The organism is Marinobacter sp. OP 3.4 (assembly GCF_036224885.1).
Lineage (GTDB): Bacteria > Pseudomonadota > Gammaproteobacteria > Pseudomonadales > Oleiphilaceae > Marinobacter.
Genome location: NZ_JAVVLT010000006.1, coordinates 28,786 through 41,206 on the forward strand (window position 1 = coordinate 28,786; position 12,421 = coordinate 41,206).

Below are 12,421 nucleotides of genomic sequence, written 5' to 3' on the forward strand. Positions count from 1 at the left end.
CTCCTGAAGGTTGTCGGCAAGGGACTCTCCGAATAACGCCTTGCCCGAACAGGCAGAGGGGTATTCAGGTGCTCCCGAAGTATCAGAGTTATCCCTATAGCATCGGGGTCTGTTCCCGATTTATCAAGCACTTTGCGGTTTGGCGAATATGGTTTATACCCTGTCATTTGATGATCAGGTTCCATAGAATAGCCCGCATTCCACTATGCCGGTGACTGCCCTTTGCGAGGCCATTGTTGAGCATCATCTTCCGTTATCTGACCCGACAGACCCTGATCACCATGCTCGCCGTCTCCGGTGTGCTGCTGCTGGTGTTCATGAGTGGCCGGTTCATCAAGTACCTGGCCGAGGCCGCCGCCGGCGAACTGGCCGGGGACGTGCTGTTTGCCATCATGGCCTACCGGTTCCCCGGTTTCCTCGAACTGATCCTGCCCCTGGGGTTCTTTATCGGCATCCTGCTCGCCTATGGCCGCATGTACCTGGAAAGCGAGATGACCGTGCTGTTCGCCTGTGGGGTCAGTGACCGCCAGGTCCTGGGTCATACCCTGGTCGCGGCACTGGTGGTGATGCTGGTGGTGGGCGCCATGAGCCTTTGGGTCACCCCCTGGGGCATGAAGAATGTGGACCGGATCTTCCACGAGCAGAGTCAGGTGACGGAGTTCGAGATGCTGGCCCCGGGGCGGTTCCAGACCCTGGAGTCCGGGGGCAGGGTGACCTACACCGAAGCCCTCAGCGACGACAAGCGGAAACTCCAGGGGGTGTTTATTGCGGAGTACTCGGAGGCCGACCAGCAGTTGAGCCTGGTGGTGGCCGAGGAGGGTTCCCAGTTCGTGGACGAGGACACCGGAAGTCGCTTCCTGGTACTGCAGGACGGGGCGCGTTTCCAGGGGCTGCCCGGTGAGCTGGACTACGCCATCACAGAGTTCCAGGCCTATGGCCTGAAGGTGGCCGAGCAGGATGTCCGGGGTGGCGAGGATGAAGAGGGGATGAGTACCGCGCAACTGATGGCGTCCGACGACCCGGAACTGAGGGCCCTGCTGCACTGGCGTTTCTCGCTGCCGCTGATTGTTCCGGTGGTGACCCTGCTTGCCGTGCGCCTGAGCCGTGTCAATCCGAGGCAGGGGCGCTTTTTCCACCTGTTACCGGCGATGATGATCTACATCCTCTACCTGGGGCTGCTCATCGTGGCCCGGGATGCCCTGGCGTCCGGCAGGGTGCCTGAATGGATCGGCATGGCCTGGGTGCATGTGCTGTTCCTGGCCCTGGGCCTGTGGCTGCAGTTCGGCCCCGCCTGGCTCCGCCGCCGGCGGCTTGAGCGGGAAGGAGGTGCCCGTGCGCAGGCTTGACCGGTACATCATGGGGAATGTCGGCGGGGCCATGTTCCTGGTCATGCTGGTGGTGCTGTCCCTGGACCTGGTGTTTGGCTATATCGCGGAACTGGACGACACCCGCAACGACTACCAGGCCATGGAGGCGGCCCTGTACATGCTGCTGACGCTGCCCCGGCGTATCTATGACTACCTGCCCCTGGGGGCGTTCATGGGCTGCCTGGTGGGGTTGGGCGCCATGGCCAGTTCCTCCGAGTTGACGGTGATCCGCGCGGCCGGTGTCTCCATTCGCCGTATTGTCTGGTCTGCCATGAAGCCGGCACTGATTATTGTGCTGATCGGCGTGGTGATCGGCGAGTACGTGGCGCCCCCGGCCGAGCGGATGGCCCAGAGCCAGAAGGCGGTGGCCCGGGGCGGCTCCGGCAATATCGCTGATGCCAGTGGTGTCTGGCACAGGGAAGGGGATACCTTTATCCACCTCAACGCGGTGCGGCCGGACGGCGACCTGAACGGGGTTGCCCTGTTCCGATTCAATGATGACCGTTGGCTGGTATCGGCCAGCTATGCGGCATCCGCGACCTATCAGGGCGATCACTGGCTGCTGCAGGATGTGCGCAGGACCTTCCTGTCACGGGACGGTACCCGGCAGGAAAGGGTGGATCAGGAACGGTGGGACAGCGGGCTGACGCCGGAGGTGCTCAGTGTGCTGGTGGTCAAGCCGGAGAACCTGCCCCTGGGTGGCCTGTTTACCTACGCCCGCTACCTGGACCAGCAGGGCCTGACGTCCGGCCAGTACTGGCTGGCGTTCTGGAAGAAGGTGCTGATGCCGGTGGGCACGGCGGTGATGGTCATCGTGGCCATCTCGTTCATCTTCGGTCCGCTGCGGTCGGTCACCATGGGCTTCCGGGTGTTTACCGGGCTGATCGTCGGGTTGCTGTTCAAGTACATGCAGGATCTGTTGGGGCCCATGAGCCTGGTGTTCGGATTCAACCCCATCCTCGCCATCCTGATTCCCATCGTGATCAACGGCCTGATCGGCGCCTGGCTCATGCGGCGGGCAGGCTGATCAGGCCTTGCCGCCTTTATTTCTCCTTGGGAAGCGCGACCACCACGCTGTTGGAGGCCCGGTCCGTCAGGGACAGACCGTTGATGGGATAGAACAGCGACACCAGCAAGGGGATGGTCAGCAACAGCGTGACCGCTCCGATATAGCGACCGGCCAGCATGGCGACGAAAATGGCCGCCGCCGCCGTGACGTACCTCAGCAAGGCCTGGGTCCAGCTCACCGACGTACCATCAAGGTTTTCAATACGGACACGCCAGACCTGCATGCCCAGGGTCTGGCCGATGCGTGTCCAGAAATAGGCAAAGAACAGGTAAAGTACCAGGAACAGGACAAAGGTGAGGCCCGGGTCACCCGAGAGCTGACCGGCTTCCGCCATCTGTTCGTACCGGTCCCAGCCGGTGATCCAGCCGGCCATCATGGTGTAGGCCCAGGTGGCGACCAGCAGCACGGCAATGCAGATCAGGCCGTCGTAGACGATGGCCAGGGCACGTTTGAGCGCGGTGGCGGGGGGAAGCAGTTCCTCGGCGTCGTGGAAGCGTCGGGGCATTGGGGCTCCTGTGTGGTTTCACGTTTTTCCTGATTTCGGCGTGTGCTAGAGTAGCGGATTTGCACACCCATGTAATTATTCCTTATTAAACGCGGCCCTGGCGGGCATTCCGCCGGGTTTCTGGAAAGGTATCAAAGGTCTATGAAAACCGCAGAGTTGCGTCAGGCGTTTCTCAAGTATTTCGAACAGCAGGGACATACCATTGTTCCGAGCAGTTCGCTGGTGCCCCATGATGATCCCACCCTGCTGTTTACCAATGCGGGCATGAATCAGTTCAAGGACGTCTTCCTGGGCCGCGAGGAGCGGGATTACGTTCGTGCCACCACCTCCCAGAAATGTGTGCGGGCCGGCGGCAAGCACAACGACCTGGAGAACGTGGGTTATACCGCGCGGCACCATACCTTCTTCGAGATGCTGGGCAACTTCAGTTTCGGCGACTACTTCAAGCGCGAGGCCATCAACTTTGCCTGGACCTTCCTGACCGGTGAGCAGTGGCTGAAACTGCCCACCGAAAAGCTCTGGGTCACCGTCTACGCGGATGACGATGAAGCCTACGATATCTGGAACAAAGAGATTGGCGTGCCCGCTGACCGCATTGTGCGTATCGGCGACAACAAAGGCGCCCGTTACGCTTCCGACAACTTCTGGCAGATGGGTGACACCGGCCCCTGTGGTCCCTGCACGGAAATCTTCTACGACCATGGCCCGGATGTGGCTGGTGGCCCTCCCGGCAGCCCGGAAGAGGACGGCGACCGCTACATTGAGATCTGGAACGTGGTGTTCATGCAGTACAACCGCCAGGCAAATGGCGACATGCTGCCGCTGCCCAAGCCGTCCGTGGACACCGGCATGGGCCTGGAGCGTATCACCGCAGTGTTGCAGGGCGTGCACAGCAACTACGAAATCGACCTGTTCCAGGACCTGCTGAAGGCAGCGTCCGATGTGCTGGGTGGCGTCGACACCACCGAGGCCTCCCTGCGAGTGGTGGCGGACCACATCCGCTCCTGCGCCTTCCTGATTGCCGATGGGGTCATGCCCTCCAACGAAGGCCGGGGTTTCGTGCTGCGTCGCATCATCCGTCGCGCGGCTCGCCACGGCAACAAGCTGGGCGCCAGGGATGCCTTCTTCCACAAACTGGTGGCTGCGCTCGTGGGCCTGATGGGCGATGCCTATCCGCAACTGCGCAGCAGCCAGAAGCAGATTGAAAAGGTACTGCAGCAGGAAGAGGAGCAGTTCGCCAAGACCCTGGACAAGGGCCTCCGTCTGCTGGAGCAGGACATCGCCGACCTGAAGGGTGGCGAAATCCCCGGTGAGACCATCTTCACCCTGTACGACACCTTTGGCTTCCCGGTGGACCTGACCAATGATATCGCCCGTGAGCGGGGCCTCACGCTGGACTATGAAGGCTACGAGAAGGCCATGGAGCAGCAGCGGGAACGGGCCCGCGCCGCCAGCAAGTTCGGCATCGATTACAACACCGCCGGCATCAAGCTGGAAGGCAAGACCGAGTTTACCGGCTACGAGCGCATCGACGGCCACGAGACCATCCGCACCGTGCTGGTGGATGGCGAGGAAAAACCGGCCGAGGCCGGCGACGAGGCGGTGATCGTGCTGGAACGCACCCCCTTCTACGCCGAATCCGGTGGCCAGGTGGGGGACACCGGCCTGCTGACCTGGAGCGGTGGCCGCTTCCAGGTCAACGATACCCGCAAGGAAGGGGATAATCACCTGCACATCGGCACCGTGGTGGAGGGTGATTTCACCGCCGGGCAGGAAGTGGACGCCCGCATTGATCACAAGCGTCGCGAGGACACCAAGAAGAACCACTCCGCCACCCACCTGATGAATGCCGCCCTGCGTAACGTACTGGGTGAGCACGTGAGCCAGAAGGGGTCGCTGGTGGACCCGGACAAGCTGCGCTTCGACTTTTCCCACTTCGAGCCGGTCACGGACGAGCAATTGCGGGAGATTGAGCGCCAGGTCAACGAACAGATCCTGGCCAACACCCCCGTCCAGACCGACCTGATGGACATGGAGAGTGCGAAGGAGAAGGGCGCCATCGCCCTGTTTGACGAAAAATATGGCGACACCGTGCGGGTGCTGAGCATGGGTGCCGACGACTACTCCATCGAGCTGTGTGGTGGCACCCATGTGGCCCGTACCGGCGATATTGGCCTGTTCCGCATCACCTCGGAAAGCGGTATCTCCGCCGGCGTGCGGCGTATCGAGGCGGTAACCGGTTTCGGCGCCCTGCGCTGGATCACCGAGACCGAAGACACCCTCGACCGGGTGGGCAAGCTGGTCCGTGGCAGCCGTGAGACCGTGGTGGAGAAAGTCCAGGCGGTGATTGACCGCAGTCGTCAGCTGGAAAAGGAAGTGGAGCAGTTGAAGGGCAAGCTGGCCAGTTCCGCCGGTGCCGATCTTGCAGGCTCGGCGGTGGACGTCAAGGGCCTGAAGGTGGTGGCCGCCCGGCTCGATGGAGCCGACCGCAAGTCACTGATGGAGACCGCCGACCAGCTCAAGAACAAGCTGGGTGAGGGCGTTGTGGTGCTGGCCAGTGTGGAGGACGGCAAGATTACCCTGGTGGCGGGTGTCACCAAGTCCGCCACCTCCCGCATCAAGGCCGGTGACCTGATGAAACACCTCGCCGGCCAGGTGGACGGCAAGGGGGGCGGTCGCCCCGATATGGCCCAGGGTGGTGGCAACAATCCCGATGCGCTACCGGCCGCCCTTGAGGGTGTTGCGGGCTGGGTCGAGGAAAACGCCGGCTGACGCCAAATGTGAAATCGCTTCTCCGCGGCTGTTATTCCGCTTTTAACCGAGTGTATAATTCTGCGGTTTTTTCGGAACGGGTGCTGACGCGCCCGGCCTTTGGGGCGGCCCGATACCGGCAGACAGCTGGGTCGGGCCGCTTGGTATCCCTGACCGGATATTAGGGAAGGACATGGCTCTTCTGGTTCAGAAATTCGGAGGTACATCCGTCGGCTCCGTCGAGCGGATTGAGGCGGTTGCGGAGAAGGTCTGCCGGTTCCGTAACCAGGGGCACGACATTGTGGTGGTGGTGTCCGCCATGAGCGGCGAGACCAACCGCCTGATCGCCCTGGCCAATGACATCATGGAGGAGCCCACGCCCCGCGAGATGGATGTGCTGGTGTCCACCGGAGAGCAGGTTACCATTGCCCTGCTGTCCATGGCCCTGCAGAAGCAGGGGTGCGATGCCCGCTCCTACACCGGATCCCAGGTGCGGATCCTCACGGATAGCGCCCACACCAAGGCCCGTATTCAGGACATCGACGAGCGCAACATGCGTGGTGACCTGGACAAGGGGCGCGTCGTGGTGGTGGCCGGTTTCCAGGGGGTCGACGAGCAGGGCAACATCACCACCCTGGGGCGGGGTGGTTCGGACACCACGGCCGTGGCCCTGGCGGCGGCACTGAAGGCCGACGAATGCCAGATCTACACCGATGTGGACGGTGTTTACACGACGGATCCGAGGGTGGTGGATTCCGCCCGTCGCCTGGATCGCATTACCTTCGAGGAAATGCTTGAAATGGCGAGCCTTGGCTCCAAGGTATTGCAGATCAGGGCCGTGGAATTTGCCGGCAAGTACAATGTTCCGTTACGGGTGCTATCTTCTTTTCAAGAGGGCGAGGGCACCCTGATTACCTTTGAGGATGACAGCGCCATGGAGCAACCGGTTGTTTCAGGAATTGCATTTAACCGAGACGAAGCCAAGCTGACCATGGCGGGCGTGCCTGATACGCCGGGCATCGCGCTTCGTATTCTCAAGCCGGTCAGCGATGCGAACATCGAAGTGGACATGATCGTCCAGAACGTGGGGGCCGATAACCATACCGACTTCACGTTCACCGTTCACCGCAACGATTACCGTCGCACCCGCGAAATCCTGGAAAAACTGGCCAGGGAACTGGGCGCCCGGGAAGTGAGCGGCGACGACAGGATTGCCAAGGTCAGCATTGTGGGCGTGGGTATGCGTTCCCACGCCGGGGTCGCGACCCGCATGTTTGAGGCGCTGTCCAACGAAGGCATCAATATCCGTATGATCTCCACCTCTGAAATCAAGGTGTCGGTGGTGATCGACGAAAAGTATCTTGAGCTGGCAGTGAGGGCGCTTCACAGCGCGTTTGATCTGCAATCAGCCGGGACAGAGGCCTGAAAAAGGCGGATAAACAGGTCGGTCCGCCAGGGTCTCGCTATAAGAAAGGGAACCAAACCTGTCCTTGAGTCGTCACACCATTGCCTGTAAGGGATTGTGCGACTTTTGGTCAGGTACATCCCAATATAAATTGGTAACTAATTGTTCAAGTCGGAACAGGTAGCTCTGGAATAGGGAGTAAAGGACATGTTGATCTTGACCCGCCGCGTAGGCGAAACCCTGATGGTCGGTGACGAAGTAACGGTCACCGTACTGGGTGTGAAAGGAAACCAGGTACGTATTGGTGTGAACGCGCCGAAAGAAGTGGCCGTACACCGTGAAGAAATCTACCAGCGTATCCAAAGTGAAAAGGGTGATCCGGAAGGCCCCGAGCCCGGCAATCACTGAATGACGGAACCGGTCGAATAATGGCCGGTATTGTCAAGAAACCGCCATGGCGACGGGCCGTGGCGGTTTTTTCGTTATGGATTGAGGGGATGGCACTGGCGCCCAGAAAAATTCGGTGTCAACCCTATGAAAACAGAAAAATTATGGTAGTATACGCGCCGTTGTCACGGAGAGGTGGGTGAGTGGCTGAAACCAGCTCCCTGCTAAGGAGCCGTACGAGCAATCGTACCGAGGGTTCGAATCCCTCCCTCTCCGCCATTTCTTCTTCTATATATAAAGAAGAAAAACTGGTGACAGGTTGAGATAGTAATCAACCAATGCGCGGCTTTAGCTCCCCGGAGCGCCGGCCGGCTAAAGCACCTGGCTACGAACCAGACGGTCGAGGATTCGACCGAAAGCTTAAGAGTTTAGATGCGCGGCTGTAGCTCCCCGGTTCGCCGGCCGGCTGGATAAAGTACCTGGCTACGAACCAGGCGGTCGGAGGTTCGACCGAGCGGGCGAAGCACGCGAAGGAACGTCGGAGCAAAGCGACGACGGCCCCCGAAGGGGGTGAGGGCCGAAGGCCCGAATAATCCTCCAATGAGGGTTATGCCATAGTAATGGTTTTGATGCGCGGCTGTAGCTCAGCTGGATAGAGTACCTGGCTACGAACCAGGCGGTCGGAGGTTCGAATCCTCCCAGCCGCGCCACTTATATGGAAACGCCTCAGTCTGGAGTCCCCCTCTGGCTGAGGCGTTTTTCGTAGTGTACTGGGAGGATTTGAACCGATAGAGGTTCGACCGGAGTGCGCCCAGCGCACGGAGGAACGTCGGAGCGAAGCGACGACGGCCCCGAAGGGGAAGGGCCACAGGCCCGCGTAATCCTCCCAGCCGCGCCATTTATATAAGAGCGCCTCAGTCTGGAGTCCCCCTCTGGCTGAGGCGTTTTTCGTAGTGCGGCACAAACACCCCGTTTGTTACTGGAATGCAAATTATCATCAAAAGTGACACAAGAAACCTATAGCGCGCATACATATGTATCTCGTGTGTTCGCGGAACGTTCTTTCCTCCCTTCTAATAACCTCTGGTTGTACAAAATGATATTCCGCATGGCGGAATTTCTTGTCGGCCAAGATACAACAATAAAAGTCGGAGGTTTACCTTGAACAAAAACAAACTTGGGTTTGCGATTACTGCTGCGTTGTTGACCACGTCCATGCTGGCGGCCTGCGGCGGCGGCAGCGGCAGCAGTGGTGGTGATGACTCTGAAGTCACACGAACCCATGACTCCCGTGAGTTTGCTCCCGCAGCCGATATCTCGTTTTCAGCGTCACCCTCGGCGTCAGCCTACTACGGTACCTATGAGGGCCTCCAGGGGCCGGCTGTCTACGCAGCCGAGATTCCCGACGGCTGGAATGGCCATGGGTTGATTATGTACACCCACGGCTATCGCGGAACGGGCGAAACCCTGGATGTGTCTGTTCCGGACGCCGCCTGGCGGGCGACAGTGCTGGCGGCTGGTTATGCCTGGGCGGCTTCATCCTATTCCGCCAACTACTACGATGTGCGTGCGGCGATTGAGGATACCAATAAGCTGGCGCTGGAGGTGATGGACTACATTGAGGCGGATTTCGGCAACGCCTATGACGATCCCCAGCAGATCCTGATATCCGGGTATTCCCTGGGCGGACACACGGCTGCGGCGGCGGTCGATCGTGAAAACATGGAGCGTACGGCTTATCCGGTGGATTACCAGGGGGCGGCTCCATTCTGTCAGGCGGAGCAGAACCAGTTCCAATGGCTGGGCGATTATCCCCGGGTCATTCAGGAGTTGTCCGGGTATGGCGATGAGCCCTACGAAGATTTCCAGGACCTTCTGCCAAGCATGTTGGTGAACCTGTTCGAGACGGATGGTAGTGGTAACATCACCTGGGTACCAGCCAACCAGAATGGTGAAAGGGTCAAGCAGATCGCCATGAATCTGACAGGTGGAGAGCGCCCGATCTTCTATGATTTCGGTTTCCCGAATCCGGCGCTACAGGGCGCGGTGCTGGGAACCGGTGGCAGCAGCGGTGACGTCACTGGCATCCTGGCCCGGAATATCTATGACAACACCGGACGGGAGTACCGCTGGACAGACAGTGATCCCATGTCGGTGGATGAAGAAAACTTCAATAGCCAGATCCCACGGATTAGTGCCGACACTGGCGTGAATCCACTTCGGGACGATGGTGTCCGGTGGATTCCGCTGGTTCAGGGTGATTTCGACGTTCCGGTACTGACCATGCACACCCTGGGTGACTTCTACGTGCCGTTCAGGCACCAGCAACTGTATCGCGAGCGCGCCATCGAAAATGGTGCCGATGGCATGCTGGTTCAGCGTGCCATCCGGGCGCCCAGTCATTGTGATTTCACCGGTACGGAGATCAGTACCGCACTGGTGGACTGGCTGACCTGGGTTAATGGTGGTGCCAAGCCTGATGGTGACGAGGTGCTGGATCCGGCGGTAGTTGCCGATCCAGAGTACGGCTGCGACCATACCGTTGATGACGGCACCCAGGGGCGGGATTCTCTGGGCCTCCCGGCCTGTTCCTGATCAAACTGCCCTCTGAGGTACGGATGCGGGCACGGTGAGTGCCTGCATCCGTACCCCTCCCGTCCCGTCGGAGGCTCCGACCAACCTTCCTGAAACATCCGCTTGCTAGTCTGCCGCCAAAGATACTCGAAATGCAAAATGGTGTTAAAAGAAGAGTGTGGCGTATTAGCTGAACGATCATCCCTCCCCTTTACTTAGACGTGCCTCACAAAATGGCATATTCGTCGGGCGTGCTTTGGTCCGACCTATAACAACAAAAGGAAAGTGGAGGTTACCTTGAACAACAAACGATTCGCGCTGGCCGCCCTGGGCCTGAGCGCTGTCCTGCTGGGGGTGTCCACCTCAGCCAATGCTATCTGGTGGGAATGGCCTGAACAGGTCCGTGATCATGATAGCCGTGAATTTATCGTGGCTGATCCCCTGTCTTTTGATGCGTCGGCCGCCGGGCTGTCCGAGGCGGTTATCAATGGCAGCCGGCACTGGGGGCGCTATGAAGGTATCCAGGGGGAGGCCGCCTATACCGTGGAAGTTCCCGAGGACTGGAATGGCGGCCTGATCATGTGGGCCCGTGGTTACGGGGGTGAGGGCGAGACCCTGGGACGGGTGGTTCCCAGCGTCCCCTTCCGTAATGTCGCCCTGGGCGCCGGGTATGCCTGGGCGGCCTCATCCTACTCCGCGAACTACTACGACGTGCGTGCCGCACTGGAGGACACCAACAAGCTTGCCCTGGAGGTGACGGATTACCTGGAGCAGGACTGGGGTGTCGACTATGGGGACGTGCAGCAGTACCTGATCGCCGGCGGATCCATGGGCGGCCACACCGCCGCCGTGGCGGTGGAGAAGGAAACCCTGTACACAGCCCGTTATCCGGTCCGGTATGAGGGGGCGATGCCGTTGTGTCAGGCGGAACAGAACCAGTTTGACTGGCTGGGAGACTACACCCGGGTGGCCCAGGAGCTGGCGGGTTATGGCGACTATCCCCAGGACCAGTTCCAGGAACTGTTGCCACTGATCCTTGACGAGCTTTTCGTTGCCGTGGACGGGGAGAATGCCTGGGAGCCGAAAGGTGAAGCGGGCGACAGGCTCTTCCGCATCGCCGAGGAACTGACCGGTGGTGAACGTCCGATCTTCGAATATGGCTTCCGCGTTGGCGGACTGCAGTATGCGGTGCTGGGCACGGGGGGATCCGATGGCACGCTGAATGGCATCCTGTCACGGAACGTCTATGACAACACCTGGCGTATCTACCGCTGGACCGATGGTCACCGTATGACTTGGGACGAGTGGCGCTTCAACCGGCAGGTTGACCGGGAGCGTGCCGACTTCCTGGCGAACCCCATTCGCAGCGATGGTGTGCGCTGGCTGCCCCTGGTGAAGGGCAATTTCGATGTGCCGGTGTTGACCATGCATACCCTGGGGGACTTCTACGTGCCGTTTAAGCACCAGCAACTTTATCGCAAGCGGGCGGAAATACGTGGTAACGGTGATCTGCTGGTGCAGCGCGCGATCCGGGCGCCCAGTCACTGTGACTTCTCGGGTACCGAGATTGCCACCGCGACCATCGACTGGCTGACCTGGGTCAACGGTGGTCCCAAGCCCGGCGGCGACAAGGTGCTGGATCCGAAGGTGGTGGCCGATCCGGACTACGGCTGCCAGTTCACCAACAACGCGCTATCGGTCGGGCGGGATAACTTGCCTGCCTGTAGCGGGGAGTAACAACCGGTAAGCCGGCCCCGTGCCAGGGAAGGCGCGGGGTGGCTGTCACCACATCAGGTCGTCCGGAATCTCGTAGCCCGCGTAAGGGTCGTCCTCATCCTGCTCCGCCTGCTGCGTGCGCTCATGCAGGACCACCACAGCGGCTTCATCCCGCTCCATGATCTTGCGGGCCACCGGCTCCGGCACCACTTCATAGTGGTCATTGACGAAAACCACCGCCAGCCGGCCCCGTGAGAGCTGATCGGTCATGGTGCCGTCCACCAGGATCTTCTTGATCTTCTTGCCGTGAACGAACTGGTAGTCGGTGTCGCAACGGCTGCGGTCCAGGCGGTTGGTGTCCACAAGCTGGCGGATCTGGGCAGCAATGGCCTTGCGGCGAGCCTCTTCGTTGCGCTGGCGGTTCAGCTCGCGATCCCGCTCGGCCTTTTCTTCCCGGGCCTGCTGGGCGCGGAGCTTGGTTTCATCCGTCTGAACGGCGCCTTTCGGTTGTTGCTTGCGCTGCTTCTTTTTTTCCTTCTGGTGGGCCTTGAGTTTCTTCTCGTCTGCCAGGCCGGCTTTAAGTAATTGATCCTGAAGTGATGGCATGCTTGGTTCCGTGGGCGATTCTGAATTGACGACGGTTTCCG

Annotated in this window: 9 protein-coding genes and 2 tRNA genes; 9 read left to right on the forward strand and 2 right to left on the reverse strand. The window is 60.2% G+C overall.

The genetic code is table 11. From position 1 onward, the window contains the following. Window positions 1–236 precede the first annotated feature (236 nt). Window positions 237–1,346, forward strand: a complete 1,110-nt coding sequence (gene lptF / locus RO069_RS00620) for an LPS export ABC transporter permease LptF (protein WP_328184589.1) — start codon at window positions 237–239, stop codon at window positions 1,344–1,346. Beyond that, window positions 1,333–2,394 (forward strand): LPS export ABC transporter permease LptG, encoded by a 1,062-nt coding sequence (lptG, locus tag RO069_RS00625; protein WP_328184590.1) that lies wholly within the window; start codon window positions 1,333–1,335, stop codon window positions 2,392–2,394. Before lptF ends, lptG begins: the two co-directional genes overlap by 14 nt. A gap of 16 nt (window positions 2,395–2,410) precedes the next feature. Here the strand turns inward: lptG and RO069_RS00630 are convergent, their stop codons facing one another. Continuing rightward, window positions 2,411–2,941 carry an RDD family protein gene (locus RO069_RS00630; protein WP_328184592.1) on the reverse strand — a complete coding sequence of 177 codons (531 nt, stop codon included), beginning with the start codon at window positions 2,939–2,941 and terminating at the stop codon, window positions 2,411–2,413. Between the two features lie 141 nt (window positions 2,942–3,082). Here RO069_RS00630 and alaS point away from each other — a divergent pair, with 141 nt between their 5' ends. From alaS to RO069_RS00665, 7 genes are all read left to right on the forward strand, one after another. Next, window positions 3,083–5,713, forward strand: a complete 2,631-nt coding sequence (gene alaS, locus RO069_RS00635) for an alanine--tRNA ligase (RefSeq protein ID WP_328184594.1) — start codon at window positions 3,083–3,085, stop codon at window positions 5,711–5,713. Between the two features lie 172 nt (window positions 5,714–5,885). Further along, window positions 5,886–7,118 carry an aspartate kinase gene (locus RO069_RS00640; protein WP_328184595.1) on the forward strand — a complete coding sequence of 411 codons (1,233 nt, stop codon included), beginning with the start codon at window positions 5,886–5,888 and terminating at the stop codon, window positions 7,116–7,118. Between the two features lie 186 nt (window positions 7,119–7,304). Beyond that, complete coding sequence (csrA, locus tag RO069_RS00645; protein WP_328184596.1) at window positions 7,305–7,505, forward strand: carbon storage regulator CsrA; 201 nt, start codon at window positions 7,305–7,307, stop codon at window positions 7,503–7,505. A 168-nt stretch (window positions 7,506–7,673) separates the two neighbouring features. Continuing rightward, a tRNA-Ser gene (locus RO069_RS00650) sits at window positions 7,674–7,763 on the forward strand. 354 nt (window positions 7,764–8,117) lie between these two features. Beyond that, window positions 8,118–8,194: transfer RNA gene (locus RO069_RS00655), tRNA-Arg, on the forward strand. Window positions 8,195–8,645: 451 nt separating this feature from the next. Then, a complete protein-coding gene (locus tag RO069_RS00660; protein WP_328184598.1) occupies window positions 8,646–10,079 on the forward strand; it encodes an alpha/beta hydrolase in 1,434 nt (477 codons plus the stop codon). 276 nt (window positions 10,080–10,355) lie between these two features. Further along, window positions 10,356–11,795, forward strand: coding sequence for an alpha/beta hydrolase (locus tag RO069_RS00665; protein WP_328184599.1), 1,440 nt, complete (start codon window positions 10,356–10,358; stop codon window positions 11,793–11,795). A 45-nt stretch (window positions 11,796–11,840) separates the two neighbouring features. Here the strand turns inward: RO069_RS00665 and RO069_RS00670 are convergent, their stop codons facing one another. Beyond that, window positions 11,841–12,380 (reverse strand): DUF2058 domain-containing protein, encoded by a 540-nt coding sequence (locus RO069_RS00670; protein ID WP_328184601.1) that lies wholly within the window; start codon window positions 12,378–12,380, stop codon window positions 11,841–11,843. Window positions 12,381–12,421 lie beyond the last annotated feature (41 nt).

What these genes read in the sequence shown, in the direction of transcription:
- RO069_RS00640 (WP_328184595.1), top strand. Translation starts at nt 5,886, where the DNA reads ATGGCTCTTCTGGTTCAGAAATTCGGAGGTACATCCGTCGGCTCCGTC.
- RO069_RS00630 (WP_328184592.1), bottom strand. Translation starts at nt 2,941, where the DNA reads ATGCCCCGACGCTTCCACGACGCCGAGGAACTGCTTCCCCCCGCCACC.
- RO069_RS00670 (WP_328184601.1), bottom strand. Translation starts at nt 12,380, where the DNA reads ATGCCATCACTTCAGGATCAATTACTTAAAGCCGGCCTGGCAGACGAG.
- alaS (WP_328184594.1), top strand. Translation starts at nt 3,083, where the DNA reads ATGAAAACCGCAGAGTTGCGTCAGGCGTTTCTCAAGTATTTCGAACAG.
- csrA (WP_328184596.1), top strand. Translation starts at nt 7,305, where the DNA reads ATGTTGATCTTGACCCGCCGCGTAGGCGAAACCCTGATGGTCGGTGAC.